This window comes from Ethanoligenens harbinense YUAN-3 (genome assembly GCF_000178115.2).
In the GTDB taxonomy this organism is placed as follows: domain Bacteria; phylum Bacillota; class Clostridia; order Oscillospirales; family Ethanoligenentaceae; genus Ethanoligenens; species Ethanoligenens harbinense.
Map to the genome: position 1 here is coordinate 369,980 of NC_014828.1, position 18,478 is coordinate 388,457.

At 61.9% G+C, this 18,478-nt stretch carries 21 protein-coding genes; all 21 read left to right on the forward strand.

Annotated elements, in window-relative coordinates; translation table 11 throughout:
• Positions 1–193: 193 nt before the first annotated feature.
• The 21 genes from recJ to ETHHA_RS01835 all read left to right on the forward strand — a co-directional run bounded on the left by recJ (position 194) and on the right by ETHHA_RS01835 (position 18,452).
• Positions 194–2,233 (forward strand): single-stranded-DNA-specific exonuclease RecJ, encoded by a 2,040-nt coding sequence (gene recJ / locus ETHHA_RS01740; RefSeq protein WP_013484304.1) that lies wholly within the window; start codon positions 194–196, stop codon positions 2,231–2,233.
• Positions 2,234–2,355: 122 nt separating this feature from the next.
• Positions 2,356–4,545 (forward strand): RelA/SpoT family protein, encoded by a 2,190-nt coding sequence (locus ETHHA_RS01745; RefSeq protein WP_013484305.1) that lies wholly within the window; start codon positions 2,356–2,358, stop codon positions 4,543–4,545.
• Positions 4,546–4,598: 53 nt separating this feature from the next.
• A complete protein-coding gene (locus ETHHA_RS01750; protein WP_013484306.1) occupies positions 4,599–5,888 on the forward strand; it encodes a DUF1015 domain-containing protein in 1,290 nt (429 codons plus the stop codon).
• Positions 5,885–6,346 (forward strand): D-aminoacyl-tRNA deacylase, encoded by a 462-nt coding sequence (gene dtd / locus ETHHA_RS01755; RefSeq protein ID WP_013484307.1) that lies wholly within the window; start codon positions 5,885–5,887, stop codon positions 6,344–6,346. Before ETHHA_RS01750 ends, dtd begins: the two co-directional genes overlap by 4 nt.
• Before the next feature lie 4 nt (positions 6,347–6,350).
• On the forward strand, positions 6,351–6,986 hold the full coding sequence (locus ETHHA_RS01760) for an MBL fold metallo-hydrolase (protein WP_013484308.1): 636 nt from the start codon (positions 6,351–6,353) through the stop codon (positions 6,984–6,986).
• Complete coding sequence (hemZ, locus tag ETHHA_RS01765; protein WP_013484309.1) at positions 6,983–8,473, forward strand: coproporphyrinogen dehydrogenase HemZ; 1,491 nt, start codon at positions 6,983–6,985, stop codon at positions 8,471–8,473. The genes ETHHA_RS01760 and hemZ overlap by 4 nt, the downstream gene beginning before the upstream one ends.
• Positions 8,442–9,467: a uridine kinase family protein gene (locus tag ETHHA_RS01770; RefSeq protein ID WP_013484310.1), complete on the forward strand. Its 1,026-nt coding sequence runs from the start codon at positions 8,442–8,444 to the stop codon at positions 9,465–9,467. The genes hemZ and ETHHA_RS01770 overlap by 32 nt, the downstream gene beginning before the upstream one ends.
• Before the next feature lie 186 nt (positions 9,468–9,653).
• Positions 9,654–10,010: a zinc ribbon domain-containing protein gene (locus ETHHA_RS01775; protein ID WP_013484311.1), complete on the forward strand. Its 357-nt coding sequence runs from the start codon at positions 9,654–9,656 to the stop codon at positions 10,008–10,010.
• A gap of 339 nt (positions 10,011–10,349) precedes the next feature.
• Complete coding sequence (locus ETHHA_RS01780) at positions 10,350–11,168, forward strand: purine-nucleoside phosphorylase (protein ID WP_013484312.1); 819 nt, start codon at positions 10,350–10,352, stop codon at positions 11,166–11,168.
• 256 nt (positions 11,169–11,424) lie between these two features.
• Complete coding sequence (locus tag ETHHA_RS01785; protein ID WP_041687030.1) at positions 11,425–12,189, forward strand: MazG family protein; 765 nt, start codon at positions 11,425–11,427, stop codon at positions 12,187–12,189.
• A 64-nt stretch (positions 12,190–12,253) separates the two neighbouring features.
• Positions 12,254–12,529, forward strand: coding sequence for an HU family DNA-binding protein (locus ETHHA_RS01790; protein ID WP_013484314.1), 276 nt, complete (start codon positions 12,254–12,256; stop codon positions 12,527–12,529).
• Between the two features lie 27 nt (positions 12,530–12,556).
• On the forward strand, positions 12,557–12,802 hold the full coding sequence (locus tag ETHHA_RS01795; protein ID WP_013484315.1) for an RNA-binding S4 domain-containing protein: 246 nt from the start codon (positions 12,557–12,559) through the stop codon (positions 12,800–12,802).
• A 221-nt stretch (positions 12,803–13,023) separates the two neighbouring features.
• Positions 13,024–13,485 (forward strand): hypothetical protein, encoded by a 462-nt coding sequence (locus tag ETHHA_RS01800; protein WP_013484316.1) that lies wholly within the window; start codon positions 13,024–13,026, stop codon positions 13,483–13,485.
• A gap of 205 nt (positions 13,486–13,690) precedes the next feature.
• Positions 13,691–13,981, forward strand: coding sequence for a sporulation protein YabP (yabP, locus tag ETHHA_RS01805; RefSeq protein ID WP_242822083.1), 291 nt, complete (start codon positions 13,691–13,693; stop codon positions 13,979–13,981).
• Positions 13,982–13,993: 12 nt separating this feature from the next.
• Complete coding sequence (yabQ, locus tag ETHHA_RS01810) at positions 13,994–14,530, forward strand: spore cortex biosynthesis protein YabQ (protein WP_013484318.1); 537 nt, start codon at positions 13,994–13,996, stop codon at positions 14,528–14,530.
• An 18-nt stretch (positions 14,531–14,548) separates the two neighbouring features.
• Positions 14,549–14,824: an FtsB family cell division protein gene (locus ETHHA_RS01815; protein WP_013484319.1), complete on the forward strand. Its 276-nt coding sequence runs from the start codon at positions 14,549–14,551 to the stop codon at positions 14,822–14,824.
• A 137-nt stretch (positions 14,825–14,961) separates the two neighbouring features.
• Positions 14,962–15,393, forward strand: a complete 432-nt coding sequence (locus tag ETHHA_RS01820) for a S1 RNA-binding domain-containing protein (protein ID WP_013484320.1) — start codon at positions 14,962–14,964, stop codon at positions 15,391–15,393.
• A gap of 340 nt (positions 15,394–15,733) precedes the next feature.
• A complete protein-coding gene (gene trxB / locus ETHHA_RS01825) occupies positions 15,734–16,636 on the forward strand; it encodes a thioredoxin-disulfide reductase (RefSeq protein ID WP_013484321.1) in 903 nt (300 codons plus the stop codon).
• 202 nt (positions 16,637–16,838) lie between these two features.
• Positions 16,839–17,993 carry an amidohydrolase gene (locus ETHHA_RS01830; RefSeq protein ID WP_049776638.1) on the forward strand — a complete coding sequence of 385 codons (1,155 nt, stop codon included), beginning with the start codon at positions 16,839–16,841 and terminating at the stop codon, positions 17,991–17,993.
• An 11-nt stretch (positions 17,994–18,004) separates the two neighbouring features.
• Positions 18,005–18,184: a hypothetical protein gene (locus ETHHA_RS15745; RefSeq protein ID WP_198009335.1), complete on the forward strand. Its 180-nt coding sequence runs from the start codon at positions 18,005–18,007 to the stop codon at positions 18,182–18,184.
• Positions 18,129–18,452 carry a GNAT family N-acetyltransferase gene (locus ETHHA_RS01835; protein WP_198009336.1) on the forward strand — a complete coding sequence of 108 codons (324 nt, stop codon included), beginning with the start codon at positions 18,129–18,131 and terminating at the stop codon, positions 18,450–18,452. Before ETHHA_RS15745 ends, ETHHA_RS01835 begins: the two co-directional genes overlap by 56 nt.
• Positions 18,453–18,478 lie beyond the last annotated feature (26 nt).

Consider the following 18,478-nt stretch of genomic DNA (forward strand, 5'->3'; position numbering starts at 1 on the left):
GCTGCGCGCGCCTTTCCCGGGCCGCGTGCATGTCCCTGTTATTATAGTATGTTTGCAAATGCCTTGCAATATTTACCCGCCCGCGGGCGTGGATGCAAAAAATCCGGCCTGCGGGGCACGCTATATGGTTGACAATGCCGCCGCCCATGCTACAATGAATTGTACACCATACAAGGGGAACGGAGGCGAGGGTTTGCGCGAATGGATCATCGGCGCGCCGGAGGAACAGGCCGCGCGCACCCTGCGGGACGCGGGCGCATCCCCGGTGCTGGCCCGTCTGCTCGCCCTGCGCGGCTTTGCGGACGCGGACGGCGCGCAGGCGTTCCTCGACTGCGCGGGCACGCTGCACGATCCGTTGCTGCTGGCGGATATGCCCCGCGCGGCAGAGCGCGTGCGGCAGGCCATTGAGAAGAAAGAAACAATCGCCGTTTACGGAGACTACGACGTGGACGGCGTGACGGCCGCCGCGCTGCTTACCGGCTACCTGCGCGAACAGGGCGCGGACGCATTCGCCTACCTGCCCGAGCGAGAGAGCGAGGGCTATGGTCTGAACAGTCCGGCGCTTGCCCGGCTGCGCGCCTGCGGCGCAGCGCTCTGCATCACGGTGGACACCGGCATCTCCGCGCTGGAGGAAGCCGAATCCGCGCGTGAATGGGGGCTGGATCTCATCGTCACCGACCACCATGAGCCGCACGCGGAGTTGCCGGGCGCCTTCGCGGTGGTGGACCCCAAGCGGCCGGACTGCCCCTATCCGTTCAAGGGGCTGGCGGGCGTGGGCGTGGCGTTCAAGCTGGCCTGCGCCGTGGAGGGACCGGGGAGTGAAACCGCGCTGTTTGCGCGATACGGCGACCTGCTCTGTCTGGGCACGGTGGCGGATGTGGTGCCGCTGCTGGATGAAAACCGTGTGCTGGTAAAACGGGGGCTGGACATGTTCGCACAGGCGGGCAGGCCGGGGCTGGCCGCGCTTTTGGAACAGGCGGGTGCGGGCGGCAAAGCGCCAAACGCGTCTTTGCTGGCGTTCACCGTCGCGCCGCGTATCAACGCTGCCGGGCGGATGGACAGCGCCCTGCCCGCGCTGGAACTGCTTCTCACCGCGTCTCCCGCGCGGGCGAAGACGCTGGCGGAGCACCTCTGCGCCTGCAACGACGCGCGCAAGCGCGAAGAAGCGCGTATTTTGGAGGAAACCGAAGCCGTCATCCACGCGGATGGCCTGCTGCAGAACAAAGTGCTCATCGTGGCGGGCGAAGGCTGGGCCGACGGCGTGATCGGCATTGTGGCGGCGCGCCTGACCGAACGTTTCGAGCGTCCGGCCATGGTGCTTTCGTTCGGGGAGGACGGCGTGGGGCGCGCGTCCTGTCGCAGTTTCGAGGGGTTTGCGCTGCATAAGGCGCTGAGCGCGTGCGCGCCGCTGCTCGAAAAATACGGCGGGCACGCGCTGGCGGCGGGGTTTTCCATCCGGAGGGAGAACCTGCCCGCGTTCCGCGAGACGGTGGAAGCGTTTGCGGCGGACTGCGACATCCTGCCCGTGCTGCGGCTGGACTGCGCGCTGGACGCGGAAGACCTGACGCTGGCTGCGGCCGAGGACTGCGCCCGGCTCGAACCCTGCGGTGCGGAAAACCCCGCTCCGCTGTTCTATCTGGAAGACGTGCTGGTGGCGGAGGTGCGGCCGCTCTCGGGCGGAAAGCACCTGCGGCTTGCCTGCCGGATGGGCGGGCGGCCGTTTGACGCGCTGGTTTTCGGCGCGGAGCGGATGGGCCGGACGTTCGCCAAAGGCGATGTGCTCGACTTGGCCGCGGAGCTTTCGGTGAACGAGTGGCAGGGGCGGCGCAGCCTGTCCGTGCTGGTGCGCGCCGTGCGGGAGAGCGCGGCGCTTGCGCGCCAGCGGGCGCGTTACCGGCGTCTGCGCGCGGGCGAGGAAGACGGCGCGCCGCCCGGCCGGAAAGCCTGCGCGCTGGTCTGGCGCACGCTCGCGGCGCACGACGGCGGCGTGCTCGAACCCAAACGTGTCTGCGGCGCGCTGCGCCTGCAGATGCCGGAGCTGGACTATACGCAGTTTCTGCTCATTTTGGACGTGTTCCGCGAAACCGGGCTGGCGGCGTTTTCGCGGGGCGAAGGCGGCCTGGCGGTGCGTGTGGAAACGGATATGAAGGTGCGGCTGGAAGACAGCCCGCTCATGCGGCGGCTGATGGGCGCAGGCGGGCATAGCCCGCATGTAAGCTCAGGGCGGGTATAGTCTCGGGTTTAGGCGGGCCTGCGGGGTCGGACCGCGCACAGCCTGAACGGACGGTGCGTTTGGCGGCCTGAACGATATATATCATCGACAGGGAAGGCGCTTTGGCGTTTGGGGTGGCAAATATGGATGAGATGTTGGCAGGGTTGCTGCAAAAAATAAAAGAGAGCGGCATGCCGTATGACGTGCCGAAAATCACGGCGGCATATGAGCTGGCGCACAGGGCACACGACGGGCAGTTCCGCAAATCGGGCGACCCGTATATCATCCATCCGGTGGCGGTGGCGACGATTCTGGTCAACCTCGGGCTGGACACCGATTCGCTTTGTGCCGCGCTGCTGCACGATGTGGTGGAGGACACGGGCGTGCCCCTCGAGAACATCCGCAAGCAGTTCGGCAGCGATGTGGCCCTGCTGGTGGACGGTGTGACCAAAGTAGGCCGGGTAGCGCATTATTCCCGCGAGGAGCAGCAGGCGGAGAGCATTCGTAAGATGCTGCTGGCCATGGCGAAGGATATTCGCGTTATCCTCATCAAGCTGGCCGACCGGCTGCACAACATGCGCACGCTCGATGCGATGACCTCGCAGAAGCAGTTGGATATCTCGCTGGGCACCATGGAGGTCTACGCCCCCATCGCGCACCGGCTCGGCATCCGCACCGTGAAGGACGAGTTGGAGGATCTCTCCATCCGGCACCTCGACCCCGTCGCCTATCACGAGATCGAGGTGGCGCTCAAAAAGCGTAAGGATGAGCGCGAAGCCATTCTTCAGTCCATTCAGAACCGCATCGCCGAGCGCCTGCAGAGCCTGCACATGAACGTGCACATCGAAGGGCGCGTCAAGAGCATCTACGGCATCTACCGCAAGGTGTATATGAAGGGGCGGGCGTTCGAGCAGATTTATGACATCTATGCCGTGCGTGTGATCGTGGACACCGTGAATGAATGCTACAATATCCTTGGCGTGATTCACGACCTGATGAAGCCCGTTCCCGGCCGCTTCAAGGATTATATCTCCACCCCAAAACCCAATATGTACCAGTCGCTCCACACCACCGTCATCGGCAAGGAGGGCGTGCCCATCGAGGTGCAGATCCGCACCTGGGACATGCATCACACCGCGGAATACGGCATCGCGGCGCACTGGAAATACAAGCTGGGCATCCAGAGCAGCAAGGACAAAGGCTCGCTCGAATCCCGGCTGGAGTGGGTGCGCCAGCTGCTGGAGGTGCAGACCGACGTCAAGGACGCGGAGGATTTCATTCACTCGCTCAAGACCGATCTCGCGCCCGACGAGGTGTATGTCTTCACGCCGCGCGGCGATGTCATCAACCTGCCGGCCCGGTCCACCCCCATCGACTTCGCCTACGCCATCCACAGCGAGGTGGGCCACCGCATGACGGGCGCGAAGATCGACGGCAAGATCGTGCCGCTTACCTATGAGCTCCAGACCGGGCAGATCGTGGAGGTGCTCACCACCTCCGCGACGGGGCACGGTCCCAGCCGCGACTGGCTGAACATCGCACGCACCAGCGAGGCGCGCAGCAAGATCCGCGCGTGGTTTAAAAAAGAGCGGCGCGAGGAGAACATTGCCGAGGGCCGCTCGGAGATCGAGCGCGAGTTTAGGCGCATCGGCATTTTGCTGAGCGGCGCCGCGCTTGAGGAATTCCTGGAAGGCGTGGCGAAGCGGCAGCATTTCAACGGCACCGACGAATTCCTGGCGGCCATCGGCTACGGCGGCATCGTGCTTTCCAAGGTCATCCCGCGCATCAAAGACGACTATGTCAAGCAGGTGCACCCGGAGAAGATCCAACTGCCCGAGAACGTCACGCCCCGCCACAGTGCGGGCGGCATCATCGTGGAAGGGCTGGACAACTGTCTGGTCAAGCTTTCCCGCTGCTGCAACCCGCTGCCGGGGGACGAGATTGTCGGGTTTATCACGCGCGGTTTCGGGGTGTCCATCCACAAGCGGGACTGCCCCAATGTGGTCAAGAACCTCAAAAACCCCGAATACGACGGACGGTTCGTGCACGCGCACTGGGCCGAGCACCTGAACACGCCGTTTAAGGCGGGGCTGCGTATCCTCTCCGGCGACCGCTACGGTCTGCTGGCGGATATTACCTCTGCGCTGGCCGCCATGCACATCGGCATCCACGCGGTCAACGCGCGCGAACTGAAGAATGGCGCGGTGGAAATTCTCATCACCGTGGACGTGGCAGGCACCAAGCAGCTTGAAAACGTACTGAACCGGATGCGCCACATCGAGGGCGTGCAGGAAGTCACCCGTTCCGGCAGCGCGGGCCCGGAAGCCGGCTGAGCGGCCCGCCGTGGGACGCAAATCATACAGACCAGACGTTAGGAGTGCGAATCATGGAAAAAAAGCTGCAATGGGGGGCGTTCGGCCCCGCGGATATTTTGCTGCCGCGTGGCTGCAGCATGCAGAAATGGAGCGTGGTGGCCTGCGACCAGTACACCAGCGAGCCGGAATATTGGGATGAAGTGGAGAAATTTGTGGGTGACGCGCCTTCCACGCTGCGGCTGATGTTCCCGGAGGTCTACCTCGACAAGGAGGACCCCGCCGCGCGCATCCAAGAGATTCACGCCGCCATGCGCGCTTATCTGGACGCGGGGCGTTTTTCCAGGCTGAAAGACAGCTTTGTCTATCTGGAACGCAGGCTGCCTTCCGGCGCGGTGCGGCGCGGCCTGGTGGGCGCGGTCGATCTGGAACAGTATGATTACAGCCCGGGTTCCGCTTCGCCCATCCGTCCCACCGAAGGCACGGTGGTGGCGCGCATCAAGCCCCGGATGCAGATCCGCGAGGGCGCGCCCATTGAACTGTCGCATGTGATGCTGCTGATCGACGATCCGGACGGCACGGTCATCGAGCCCATCGCCCGGCACAAGGGCGCGCTCGCGCCGCTTTACAATTTCGATCTGATGCAGAACGGCGGGCATCTGAGCGGCTGGTGGCTGCCGGCCGACCAGGCGGGCGCGGTGCGGCAGGCGCTGGCGGCGTTGGCTTCCCCCGAGGCCTTTGCCAAAAAGTACGGCCTGCCGGACAGGCCGGTGCTTGCTTATGCGTCGGGCGACGGCAACCATTCGCTGGCCACGGCCCGCGCGTGCTACGAGCATCTCAAGGAAAAGATCGGCGACGCGGCGAAGAGCCACCCCGCGCGGTACGCCATGGTGGAACTCGTCAACATCCACGACGAATCGCTCATCTTCGAACCCATCCACCGGGTGCTGACCGGGGTGGACGCCGCCAAGCTGCGCCATGATTTCATCACCGCCATGGCGGCGGACGGCGGCTCGCTGGACAGCGGCGACCCGGCGCGCCGGGTGCGCTTTCTGCATGAGGGCGGCGATGTGACGGCCTATCTGGGCGGCGACGTTCTGCCGGTGGGCATGGTGCAGGATTTCCTGGATGGCTGGATGCAGGAGAACGGCGGAAAGATCGACTATGTCCATGGCGACGAGGTGACCGCCCGGCTGGGCACACAGCCGGGCGCGGCGTCGTTTTTGCTGCCCGCCCTCGGCAAATCGGCGCTGTTCGCGTCCGTCGCGCGGGACGGCGCGCTGCCCCGCAAGACGTTCTCGATGGGCGATGCCAATGAAAAGCGGTTCTATCTGGAATGCCGCCGCATCACGGAGGACGCGTGAGGGCGGTTATCCAGCGCGTGCGCCATGCGTGCGTGCGGGTGGACGGCCAGGTGACCGGGCAGATCGGCACGGGGCTGTTCGTGCTTCTCGGCGTGGAGCAGGCGGATACTCTAAAGGACGCGCAGGCGCTGGCGACCAAGACCGCCGGGCTGCGCATCTTTTCAGACGAGTCGGGTAAAATGTGCCTGGGCGCGTCCGACGTGGGCGGCGGCTTTCTGGTAGTGTCCAATTTCACGCTCTATGGGGACTGCCGCAAGGGCAGGCGGCCGGATTTCACCCGCGCGGCGGGCGCGGCGCAGGCGCAGGCGCTTTACCGCGCGTTTGTGCAGGCGCTCTGCGAAGCCTGCGCCCCCGCCGGTCTGCCGGTGGAGACGGGACTGTTCGGCGCGGACATGCGCATCGAGATGGACGGCGACGGCCCGGTGACGCTGGTGCTGGACACGGCGGAATGGAGGTAACGGCATGCATATCCAGTATCTGCGGGTGGGGCGGTTGGAGACCAACTGCTACATCGTTTGCAACGACGAGACCAAACGGTGCGCGGTCATCGACCCCGGGGCGGACGCGGCTCGCATCATCGACGCCGTGCGCCGGAGCGGCTGCGCGCCCGACATGATTTTGCTCACCCACGGGCATTTCGATCACATCGGCGCCGTGCGGGAGCTGCTGGCAGAGTTCGGCTGCAAGCTGGCGGCGCCGAAAGCGGAGCTGGACTTCCTGAACAATCCGCACCGCAACCTGCATTCCTCCATGAGTGGGGAGGATTTCGTGCCGTTCGCGCCGGACATCCTGTTTGAGGACGGCGACACGGTGGAGGCTGCCGGATTGTCTTTTAAAGCGCTGCACACGCCGGGGCACACGCCCGGCTCCTCCTGCCTGCTCTGCGACGACGTGCTCTTTACCGGGGACACGCTGTTTGCCGGCAGCGCGGGCCGCACCGATTTTCCGGGCGGCGACCCCGCCGCCATGCGCGCGTCTTTGCGCAAGCTGGCTATGTTGGCGGGCAACTATCAAGTGCTGCCGGGGCACGGGCCGTTTTCCACATTGGAGAAAGAACGTGTGGAAAACCCCTATCTGGAGGGTGCGGCGGACGCATGAAACTCTATCTGCTTGGGCACGCTATGCGGTACGAGGCGGGAAACCTCTGCTTTCTCTTTTTCCCCGGCGAAAAGATCGACGAAGAAACCGACCTGGCCGCGCGCGGCGATTTTTACGCGATCACGCGTATCCGGCGGGGCAGGACGCATACCCGCGCGCTGGTTCTGCTTGTGCAGGGCGGCAAAACCGCCCGTGCCCACGTGTTTTTCCAAAATGACGCGCCCGATCCCGTCAAGGCGGGCGAACACGCGCTGGGCCGGGCGTTTATCGAGGCGGGCGAACGGCTTTGCGGATTCCGCCCGCCGTGGGGCATCCTCACCGGCATCCGCCCCGTGAAGCTGATGCGGGAACTGCTCGCTTCGGGCATGGATGAAGAACAGGCCGCGCGCCGTTTTACGGAAGAACTGCGTGTCTCCCCACAGAAGACCGCCCTCTGCGTGCGCACCGCCGGAGAGGAAACGCGCATCACCGCGCTTTCCACGCTGCGGTCGGCCAGCCTGTATATCTCCATTCCGTTTTGTCCCACCCGCTGCCTGTACTGCTCATTCATCTCGCACGATGTGGAAAAGACGAAAAAGCTCCTGCCTGCCTATGTGGACAGACTTTGTGAGGAACTGGCGGCGGTGGGCGCGTTGGTGCGGCGGCTTGGTCTGCGGCTGGAGACCATTTATATGGGCGGCGGCACGCCCACCTCGCTTTCCGCGCCCATGCTCGCGCAGGTCTTCGACGCGGTGCGCGCCGCGTTCTCATTGGACAGTTTGCGTGAATATACTGTGGAAGCCGGGCGGCCGGACACCATCACGCCCGAAAAGCTCGCCGCCATCCGTGCGGGCGGCTGCACCCGCCTGTGCATCAACCCGCAGACGCTGGATGCGGACATATTGCGGCGCATCGGCCGGGCGCACACGCCGGAGCAGTTTTTTGAGGCGTTCCATATGGCGCGCGGGGCGGGTTTTTCCTCGATCAACACCGACCTCATCGCGGGCCTGCCGGGCGACACGCCCGCCGGTTTTTCCCGCACGCTCGATGCGCTGCTGCCCCTCGCGCCCGAGGGCGTGACGGTGCACACGCTGGCCATGAAGCGTTCCTCCCGGCTGGTGTCCGAAGGCGGGGCGCGGTACGACGCACGCGGCGGCGAGGTGGAACGCATGCTGGAAGACGCCTACGCCCGGCTGGATGCGGCGGGACTCGCACCGTATTATCTCTACCGCCAGCGCAATACGGCGGGCAATCTCGAAAACACCGGCTTTGCCAAACCCGGGCATGAGGGGTTGTATAACGTCTTCATCATGGATGAGACGCACACCATTCTCGCGGCGGGCGCGGGCGGCGTGACCAAGATGCGGCAGCCGGGCGGTACCCGCATCGAGCGGGTGTTCAATTTCAAATATCCGTATGAGTACCTTGCGCGGTTCGACGAGGTGCTTGCACGCAAGCAACAGGTGGAGGCATTTTATGGCGGCAGGTTTGCCAAAGATTCTCGTTGAGGATGTCAATCGCCGGGCGGCGGACGCGAAACAGTTTTTTCAGGAGTGCAACGCGCGTTACGAACACGATCTGGCGCAGGTGGTGGAGGACATCGCGCAGCGCGCGGGGCGCCACCGGCAGTTCATCCTGCTGGCGGGGCCGTCCGCCTCGGGGAAGACGACCACCTCGCTTAAGCTCAAGGCGGGCCTGATGGCGCGGGGCATTCGCGCCGTCACCGTTTCGCTGGACGATTTTTTTAAAGACCGCGCCGAAACGCCGCTTCAGCCGGACGGAAAGCCGGACTATGAATCGCCCGCGGCGCTCGATCTGGACCTGTTCACGCAGGTCACGGAAGAACTGCTGGAAAAGGAGAAGGCGTCGTTCCCGATCTTTGATTTCAAGCTGGCGCGCCGCGGCGAGAAAATGCGCCGGTTGGAGCTTCCGCAGGGCAGCGTGGCGGTAGTGGAGGGGCTGCACGCGCTCAATCCGCTGGTGGCGTCCTGCCTGCCCGACGAGCGCGTGTTCCGGCTGTATGTCAGCGTCAGCTCCGAGTTTGCGGACGCCGACGGCAACGTGCTGTTGAGCGCGCGCGACATCCGGCTGGTGCGCCGGGTGCTGCGCGACTACCGGTTCCGCGCGTCCAGCGCGGCGCATACATTGGAATTGTGGGAAGATGTCTGCCGGGGCGAGGATGCGTTTGTCCGGCCGTTCAAGCCGCTGGCGGACAGGACGCTCGACACGGTGTTTGCCTGCGAACCCTGCCTGTTTGCGGGCATGGCTCTCTGGCACTTTGAGAGCGCGTGGGAGGACGGTCCGTTCACCCACGAGGCCAGGCGGCTGGTGGCCGCCATGAAGCAGTTTCCCCGTATCTCCCAGCGCGTCATCCCCCCCGCCTGTCTGCTGCGGGAGTTTCTGGGCGGCAGCCTGTACCTCAACAAAAAGACCATCCGCCGCCGCCGCGGGTACGGTTCGCGTCCGCATGCGGCCGGGCAGGCACCTGCAACGGGCGGCTGAGCAGGCACAGCCCGTGTCGCACATGCTCGGGCGAAAGTCCTGGAAACAGGCGGCGCGGCGGCTGAAAACCACGCGGCTGCAAGAAAAAACCGCGCGGTGTCCTGCCGCGCATATTGTGTGCGCCGGCAGGGAATGGTATAATATGTTTACGCAAGAAAGCGCGACAGGATAAAGGAGTGATTGGCCATGGGACTGTTGGAAGATGCGGTCATCACGGCGAAAGGCGCCGTGGATTTTGCCGGCAAAAAAACCGGTGAGATCGTAGAACTTTCCCGCCTGAAGATCTCGGCTGCCGAGATTGAGGGCAAGATCAAGAACCTGTATGAATCACTGGGCCGTTCCGTCTACAACGCGGCAAAATCGGAAACCGACGCCACCACGCTGGTAAAGGAAAAAACCACTCAGATCGACACCCTGCTCGTCGATCTTTCCGCCGTGCAGGACAAGATCGGCGAATTGCGCGAAGAGAAAAAGTGCGCATCCTGCGGCACCGCGAACCCACAAGACGCCAATTACTGCAAAAAATGCGGCACACAGCTTTAAGCCTTGTTTTTAAAGTCCCAGACCGTGTCTGTTTCGATTAAAATGCCACCGCATTTCGTTGCAAATACTTGGAATACGGCAGGGATTACGCCTTGCGCGGGCGACATTTTCTTTCGGAAATCCGCCAATTTTGGATGTGCAAATAAGACCTATGCCTTGTTTAAAAAAGAAAAGCCGTGCCTGTTTCGGCACAGAGGCTGACAGGCTGGCGTTTTTTCCGGGCGCAGCCGCCCATTCCGCCGACGCAGCGCGCGGGCGGGGTGGGCGGCTGTGTGCTTCTATCCCCAAATCATGCGGAGGGCACCCCGTGTCTTCCGAAAGAAAAGGACGGAGAATCTCATGGGTCATGCAGAACATGCGCGCCGCGCCGCCGAGACCATCCGGGACGCTTCCCCCCTGCGCCCGCAGACGGCCGTGGTGCTTGGCTCCGGGCTGGGCGGGTTTGTGTCCGCCGTGCGGGACGCCGTGGAGCTGCCATATGCGGACATTCCGCATTTTCCGTGTGCCACGGCGCCGTCCCATGCGGGCCGGCTGTTGATCGGCACGCTGGCGGGCCGGCCGGCCTATGTGTTTTCGGGGCGCTTCCATTATTACGAAGGGCTGTCGTTTAAGCGCGCCGCGTTTTATGTACGCGTCCTTCATGCGCTGGGGGTGCGCGACCTGCTGCTCACCAACGCGGCGGGGCTCATCAACCTGGATTTCGCCCCCGGCGACCTGATGCTGGTGCGCGACCATATCAACTTTTCGGGGCAGAGCCCGTGCCGTGGTCGCAATCTGGACACGCTCGGCGAGCGCTTTTTTGATATGTCGGACGCATACAGCGGCGAGCTGCGCGCGCTGGCGCACGCGGCCGCGGAGGAAACGGGCGTGCCGCTGCGCGAGGGTGTCTATGCGTACATGACCGGGCCGCAGTATGAAACGCCCGCCGAGATCCGGGCGTTGGGCATTCTGGGCGCGGACGCGGTGGGCATGTCCACCGTGCCGGAGGTGATCGAGGCGGCGCACTGCGGCCTGCGCACGCTCTGCATCTCCTGCCTGACCAATTACGGCGCGGGTCTTTCGCCCGATCCGCTGCGCGGCGACGAGGTTAATGAAAACGCCGCCGCGCGCGCGGGGGATTTGTCCGCCCTGCTTCTGGCAATCCTTGCGCGGCTGTAGGGCGCGCGTGCCGGAGGCGGAAAGTTATTTGCCCCGCAATGCGCATAGATACTTGAAAAATCGAAAAAGATAAGGTAAGATAAAGGTACTTTGTTTGCCCAACACTTGGTTTTCCGCCATTTCCCGCTGTGTGGCTGCACATGCAGGGCAGGCAGAGGCGTGGGCGGAAACACGTACGATGTGTATACAGGGCATGAACAGGGGCGCGGATGCAGGAAATCTGGTTTTCGTTCTCCGGCAGTGGTGCGGTGGAAACATGGAATTTCAGTTGAAAGAGCGGTATCGGTTCGACGACCTGCTGGCGCTCATGGTGCTTTTGCGCAGTGAGAACGGCTGCCCGTGGGACCGCGCGCAGACACACGCGTCTGTGCGCGTCAACCTGTTGGAGGAAGCCTACGAGGCGGCGGAGGCGTTGGATGAGGACGATCCCGTCCACCTCTGTGAGGAACTGGGGGACGTGCTGCTCCAGGTGGTGTTTCACGCCCGCATGGAAGAAGAAGCGCATCGGTTTTCCATGCAGGACGTGGTGGACATGCTCTGCAAAAAACTGGTGGAACGCCACTCGCATGTGTTCGGCGATCGGAACGCGGCTTCGCCGGAGCAGGCGCTGCAGGGCTGGGACGAAGCCAAGCGGCGCGCCCGCGGCCAGCAGACGCAGGCCGAGGCGATGGAGGGCGTGTCCCACGCGCTCCCTGCCGCCATGCGCAGCGCCAAGGTGTGGAAAAAAGCGGTCAAAGCCGCTTCCCCCTCACCCGACGTTTCCGCGCTGCTGAGCGAGGCCCGGCGCGGGCTGGACAGGCTGGGGCCGGTTCTGGAGGCATCCGATGGAGACGCCGCCGCGCAGGCATTGGGTAAAGCGCTGTTTGCACTCTGCGCGCTTGCGTCTTCCGCGGGCGTCGAGCCGGAACAGGCGCTCGCCCGTGCGTGTGACGGGTATGTTCGCGCGTTTGCGAAACAGGAACAGATGGCGGACGGAAACGCCGCCCTTGCCGCCCTCCGGGAGGAGAGACCTGTATTGTAACCCCGTTCTGACGGGTTTCAATAAAGATCATGAAGATTACCAATGATTTTTGGAGGGAACAACCATGACAAAAGCTGAGTTGATTGCGAAAGTTGCCGAAAAATCCGGGCTTTCCAAAAAAGATGCGGAAAAAGCGACCGGCGCCCTGATCGATTCCATTGTGGAGTCGCTCGTGGCCGAAGAAAAAGTGCAGCTGGTGGGTTTCGGCACATTTGAAGTGCACCACCGGGAAGCGCGCAAGGGCCGCAACCCCCGCACCAAAGAAGAGATCACCATTCCGGCGTCCGCTTATCCGGTTTTCAAGGCGGGCAAACCGTTTAAAGACGCTGTTTCCAAGTAAAAAAGAGCCCGCCCGTGGGAGAACACCATGCGGCTCGACAAGTTTTTGAAAGTTTCACGTATCATCAAACGGCGGACCGTGGCCAACGAGGCCTGTGATGCGGGCCGCGTGCTGGTGGGCGGAAAACCCGTGCGCGCATCTTATGAAGTCAAACCCGGGGATGTGCTGGAAATCACGTTGGGCGGCAAACCGTTCCGTGCCGAAGTGCTGGAGGTTGCCGAGCATGTGACCAAAGAGGGCGCGTCTTCCCTATACAGGGTTCTGGATGCATAAAAGCGAGTGTCGGCTCCTGTTCCCGTAAGAAAGCATCGTATCGGTCAAAACCGAGAAAGCCGCCGCGGCAACTGCCGGGGCGGCTTTTGGTGTGCGCCTGCGGGAATGCGGGGCATGGAACGCTTTTCGTCCCTTCCGGAACGATTGCGGACAGCCTCTCATACAATGGACAAGGATGGCAAGAAGCCATCTGTATTTCCACTCGTTTGAGGAGGATAACCATGTATAGCCGCAATGAACTGTTGGTTATTGGTTTGTTCGTTTTGAGTTTGCTGATCGCGGCCGGGGCAGCCACCATGCTGGCGTTGCACCTTCTCTTTTTGCCCTTTTTCGTTCCGCTGGCTGTTAGCTTGGCGTTTGGCGTCGTGTTCGCGGGCCTGATCATTGTTCTGGCGGCCGCAGGCGGCAGAGAAAACGCCGAACATCACCGGAGGGTCCTCTGTGGCTGCGGTAACGCCTATCTGCGCCCGGCGATCGTGTCGGCCGTCGTGGCGCTTGTCGTGGCGCTGATCTTCAGCGGCACGCCCCCGTTTATTCCCGTACTTTCAGCCGCGCTGTTCGGGCTGACGGTTCTGTTCCTGCTGTTCGCCATTTTCCTGCTGGCCGCATTCATTTTCTGCGTGCTGGACAGCACCTGCCATTACTGCCCCTGTGGCGACGACGCCCGCAGCGAAGATCGCTGATCCGGCAGTGGATGTGCGGATGCTTTAATATGGGGGTTCGGGTTTTACCGGGTTCCGTCATTTGTGTTCCACCGCCCGCGGCTCTGCTGCGGGCGGTGCCCGTTTGCCGTTTTTTTGGCATATCGGGCCGGGCATGCGCATAGAGTGATACTGCCCGGATATGGGCAACGAAATCCGTCTGACGGAAAAATGCGCGGGGGGAAAAATGATGGCGGTGCAACAGGAAAGCCAGATGCCAAAAAAAGTACATAATATCATTCTGGAGGACAGGCGGCTGCTCACCGTGTCCGGCGTGACCGACGTGGACAGCTTCGACGAGGAGACGGTGGTGCTGTTCACCGAGCTGGGCGAACTGACGGTGCACGGTTACAACCTGCACATGAACAAGCTCAGTGTGGAGACCGGCGAGGTCAATGTCGAAGGGGATATCACATCGTTGTCCTATCGGGATGAAGTGCCCCGCGGCGGCGGGCTCTTTGGCCGGATCTTCAAATAAGGGGGATGGCAGTTGACCGTTTCGGTGTCTTCCCAGATGATGCTGTTCTTGTTTTCCATGGGGATCGGCGGCGCGTTCGGCCTGGTGTACGATGTGCTTTACCTTGGCCGCCTGCTCTCACCCTGCGGCAGAGTCCTGTCCTTTTTGTGGGACTGCCTGTATCTGCTGGCCTGCGGATTGTTCACGTTTTTATTCCTGTTGGCGGGCAACGCGGGAGAAGTGCGGTTTTTCCTGCTGGAAGGGGAACTGCTGGGTTTCCTGTTTTACCGTTTCACGCTGGGCGTGCTCGTGTCAAAAGCGATGCGGTGGTTCGCCGCCCGAACACGCAGCGCCGCCGCGGAAGCCGGCAGGCGGCTGAAACGTCCCGTGGCATGTGCAGGCAGGCGATTCGGCCTCTTTGTTTCCCAAAAATGCGGGCAAATGAAAAAAAGACTGCCGAAAGACCGCAAAGTTGTGAAAAGGTGCTTGAAACCTGCGCGCAAAGTGATGTATAATTTATTCCATAGAACTCATTATAAGACGGCTGGGCCCAATACGCCTAAGAAATAATGTTTCAGGGGCTGACAGATGAAAAAGCATAAGAGTATCATTTTCCGCATGGCGCTCGGGGTATTCGTTCTGTATATCGTCGTCACCCTGATTAACCAGCAGGTGCAGATCGGTCAGCGCAAGGCCGTGCTGGCACAACTGGAGACGCAATATAAGCAGCAGCAGGGGCAGAACGCCGAGATCGAGCGCGCCCTGTCTGAAAACAACGACCAGTATATGGCCGGTGTCGCGCGGGACAAGCTTGGCTACACCAAATCCAATGACCGGATTTATATCAATGTGGCGGGCAACTGACAGGCGATTTCCGGCTGTTTTCATAGACTGTGACCGGGGGGATTTTCTGCGCGCGGGAGCGGCTGCAAGCAGCTGAGGGGGCCCGTGTGGCAGAACGGTTTCGATTTACCGCGTTTTAGGGAGGATAAGCAGGTTTTATGCAGCTTGAGGTTGGAGCCGTATTGGAAGGAAAAGTGACGGGCATTACCAAGTTCGGCGCTTTTGTGGAATTGCCGGGCGGCAAAACAGGCATGGTGCACATCTCCGAAGTGGCGCCCACATTCGTCAAGGAAATCCGCGATTTTGTGCAGGAAAACCAGACGGTGAAGGTTAAAGTGCTGGCCATTACCGATGACGGGAAAGTCAGCCTTTCCATGAAACGGGTGGAAGCCGCACCGGCGCCGAGGCGTCCGGTGGCCGGAGGAGGGCGTCCGGGCGGATACGAATGGTCCCCGCGCCGGAACGACAACCTGTCGTTCGAAGAAATGATGAACAAATTCAAACAGTCCAGCGACGAAAAGCTGTCCGACCTGAAAAAATATATTGATCCCAAGCGCGGGAATGTTTCCCGACGTGTCGGCACAAAATAAACCGGGTGCACAGGTGTTTTCCGATCATCTCTTGCGCGGGTGCGCCGGTCTTGTCAAAGCCGTTCCGAACTGTGGATACGCGAGGTGCAGCCGATCTTGCTGCGGGGCGTTGCGCCCGCAGCAGGCCGGGGGCCGGGCGCGCACGGGGGTTTGGGGCCGCTTTTTTTATTTCCCCGTTCCACAGGTAAAAAAACAGCCGCCTTGCGGCGGCCAAAATCAAATGAGTTTTGGGGAAGTGAAAGGGTATGAAGGGAGTTGCATATATAGATTACCATAAATAGAAAAAAATGTAAACACATATATGCAAAAAAATTTTTGAATTTTTAAAGGTGGGGTTTGTATGGTGGATGTTTTGATTGTCGGCGGCGGGCCGGCGGGCATTACGGCGGCGGTATATGCCGCGCGCGCAGGGCTTTCCACGATGATCCTGGAGCGGATGGGCGTGGGCGGACAGGCCGCCACAACCTACGAAATAGAAAACTGGCCGGGAAACACGCTCATCTCCGGGTTCGACTTTTCCTCCAATCTGGAGAAGCACGCCAAGGCGGTGGGTTCCCAACTGGTGTATGGGGATGTCACGGAGTTTGAACTCGGCGGCAAGGTCAAAAAAGTGCACACGGCAAAAGAGACCTATGAGGCCCGGGCGGTGGTGCTGGCCATGGGCGCAGAGCGCCGCCTGCTGGGCGCGGCGGGTGAAAAGGAATTCACCGGGCGGGGTGTTTCCTATTGTGCCACCTGCGACGGCAACTTTTTCCGCCAAAAAGCGGTGGCGGTTGTCGGCGGCGGGAACAGCGCGGTGGAAGATGCCATCTATCTGGCCAATATCTGTGAAAAGGTGTCGATCATCCATCGCCGTGACCAGTTCCGGGCCGAAGGGTATCTCCAGCGGAAGCTGGACGGGCTTTCCAACGTGGAAAAAATCTTTGACACCGGAGTGGAGCGTATCGAAGGGGAAAATGCCGTGACTGGCCTGGCGCTGAAAAACAGCAAAACCGGTGAAACGCGTGAGCTGCCGGTGGCGGGCGTGTTTATCGCCGTTGGGACCAGGCCGCGCACCGAATTGCTGGCCGATGTACTCCCGCTGGACAAGGGCGGCTACGTGGATGCGGACGAATCCTGCATCACGCCGCTGCCGGGTGTGTTCGTGGCGGGGGATATCCGCCAAAAGGCCCTGCGGCAGCTTGTTACCGCCGCTGCCGACGGTGCCAACGCCGCCAATGCCGCCATCCACTACCTCAACTGAACGGGGCGGGCGCTGCCCGCGTTTTGTTCAGGGGAGTATGGATTGTACGGGATGCTGCACAGCCTGAAGCGGGCGCAGCCCGCGTTTTTGTTCAGGAAGCGCGATGGTTCGGCAGGCGCATAGTCTGTTGGTTCGTAAAACATGCTGTTGCCGCGCCGCCGCTCTCGGCGGCGCGGCCTGTATTCATATAGAGGAAAAAAACGTGTTGATTCAAAATGCGCGCATCTTTACCATGGAAGGTGCAGTGATCGAAAACGGCTGGCTGGAAACCGAGGGGGGGCGCATCCGGGCACTGGGCGGCATGGAAACGATCCCCGCGGCGGCGGGCGACGTATTCGACGCAAAAGGCGGCAGTTTGCTGCCGGGGCTGGTAGACGCGCATACCCATCTGGGTATGTGGGAGGACAGCCTGGGCTTCGAAGGGGACGACGGCAACGAGAAGACCGACCCGTCCACCCCGCATCTGAGCGCGGTGGACGCGGTCAATCCGCTTGACCGCTGTTTTGCCGAGGCGCGCGAGGCGGGCATAACCACCGTGGTCACAGGGCCGGGCAGCGCCAATCCCGTGAGCGGGCAGCTCATTGCGATGAAGACCGCCGGCCGGCGCATTGACGACATGCTGCTCAAGGCGCCGGTTGCCATCAAGTTTGCATTGGGCGAGAACCCCAAAACGGTCTATCACGACCGTGATGAAACACCCACCACGCGCATGGCCACGGCCGCCATCATCCGTGAGCAGCTGCTCAAGGCGATGCGTTACCGTCAGAAACTGCTGGCCTGCCGGGAAAACGACGAGCTGGAAGAACCGGAGTTCGATTATAAATGCGAAGCCCTGCTGCCGCTGCTGGCCAGAGAAGTGCAGGCGCATTTCCATGCGCATCGCGCAGACGATATCTTTACCGCGCTGCGCATCGCCAAAGAGTTTGAACTGGATGCGGTGATTGTTCATGCCACCGAAGGGCACCTGATTGCGGAAGAGCTGGCGGCGGAACAGGCGAAGATCCTGTCCGGCCCGTTTTTGTGCGACCGTTCCAAACCGGAGTTGAAAAACCAGTCGCCGGTTTCGCCGGGGCAGATGATGAAGGCCGGCTTACATCCTGCCATCATCACCGATCATCCGGTCGTGCCGGTGCAATACCTGCCGCTCTGCGCCGCGCTGGCGGTGCGGGAAGGGATGGAGCACGATGCCGCGCTGCGCGCCATCACCATTCGCCCGGCGGAGATTCTGCATCTGGAAAACCGCGTAGGTTCGCTGCGTCCGGGCAAGGACGCCGATCTGGTCGTGTTCGACGGCGATCCGCTGGATTTTTATGCGCATACCGTGTTCGTGGCGGTCGGCGGCCGTCGCGTCAAATAAAGGAGGTTGTCATGGAGATCCGGGAGGTCACAGCGGACAAAAAGCGGCTTTTGCCGCTGCTTCTGCTGGCCGATCCCTGCGAGGCCATGATCGACGGTTATCTGGCGTCCGGCAGGCTGTTTGTGGCTGAGCAGGATGGGGCGCCGGTGTGCACGGCGGTGGTCTCGGAACGGGCCCGATGCCGCCTGTGAACTGAAAAACCTGGCAACAGACACGCCATATCAAAACAATGGATATGCGTCGGCCATGCTGCGGTATTTGTTCGTCTGTCTTAGCGGGCGATATCACGCGATGTACGTGGGCACCACGCCGAAAATCGCCCCGTTTTATCAGAGGTTCGGCTTTGTATATCATCACACCGTTCCCGGGTTTTTCACATGGAATTATCCCGAACTGGTCTATGAAGACGGTGTTTGCTGTACCGACATGCTGTATTTGAAAAAAACATGGGCGGAATAAGGATTTTCTGTTTTCAACCGGAGAAA

Excerpts from the sequence above, each read along its gene's own strand:
- yabP (WP_242822083.1), top strand. The coding sequence starts at position 13,691 with ATGATGGCGGTGCAACAGGAAAGCCAGATGCCAAAAAAAGTACATAAT.
- ETHHA_RS01800 (WP_013484316.1), top strand. The coding sequence starts at position 13,024 with ATGTATAGCCGCAATGAACTGTTGGTTATTGGTTTGTTCGTTTTGAGT.
- ETHHA_RS01770 (WP_013484310.1), top strand. The coding sequence starts at position 8,442 with ATGGCGGCAGGTTTGCCAAAGATTCTCGTTGAGGATGTCAATCGCCGG.
- hemZ (WP_013484309.1), top strand. The coding sequence starts at position 6,983 with ATGAAACTCTATCTGCTTGGGCACGCTATGCGGTACGAGGCGGGAAAC.
- ETHHA_RS01795 (WP_013484315.1), top strand. The coding sequence starts at position 12,557 with ATGCGGCTCGACAAGTTTTTGAAAGTTTCACGTATCATCAAACGGCGG.
- ETHHA_RS15745 (WP_198009335.1), top strand. The coding sequence starts at position 18,005 with ATGGAGATCCGGGAGGTCACAGCGGACAAAAAGCGGCTTTTGCCGCTG.
- trxB (WP_013484321.1), top strand. The coding sequence starts at position 15,734 with ATGGTGGATGTTTTGATTGTCGGCGGCGGGCCGGCGGGCATTACGGCG.
- ETHHA_RS01750 (WP_013484306.1), top strand. The coding sequence starts at position 4,599 with ATGGAAAAAAAGCTGCAATGGGGGGCGTTCGGCCCCGCGGATATTTTG.
- ETHHA_RS01835 (WP_198009336.1), top strand. The coding sequence starts at position 18,129 with ATGGGGCGCCGGTGTGCACGGCGGTGGTCTCGGAACGGGCCCGATGCC.
- ETHHA_RS01745 (WP_013484305.1), top strand. The coding sequence starts at position 2,356 with ATGGATGAGATGTTGGCAGGGTTGCTGCAAAAAATAAAAGAGAGCGGC.
- ETHHA_RS01775 (WP_013484311.1), top strand. The coding sequence starts at position 9,654 with ATGGGACTGTTGGAAGATGCGGTCATCACGGCGAAAGGCGCCGTGGAT.
- ETHHA_RS01790 (WP_013484314.1), top strand. The coding sequence starts at position 12,254 with ATGACAAAAGCTGAGTTGATTGCGAAAGTTGCCGAAAAATCCGGGCTT.
- ETHHA_RS01820 (WP_013484320.1), top strand. The coding sequence starts at position 14,962 with ATGCAGCTTGAGGTTGGAGCCGTATTGGAAGGAAAAGTGACGGGCATT.
- ETHHA_RS01785 (WP_041687030.1), top strand. The coding sequence starts at position 11,425 with ATGGAATTTCAGTTGAAAGAGCGGTATCGGTTCGACGACCTGCTGGCG.
- ETHHA_RS01760 (WP_013484308.1), top strand. The coding sequence starts at position 6,351 with ATGCATATCCAGTATCTGCGGGTGGGGCGGTTGGAGACCAACTGCTAC.
- ETHHA_RS01780 (WP_013484312.1), top strand. The coding sequence starts at position 10,350 with ATGGGTCATGCAGAACATGCGCGCCGCGCCGCCGAGACCATCCGGGAC.
- ETHHA_RS01815 (WP_013484319.1), top strand. The coding sequence starts at position 14,549 with ATGAAAAAGCATAAGAGTATCATTTTCCGCATGGCGCTCGGGGTATTC.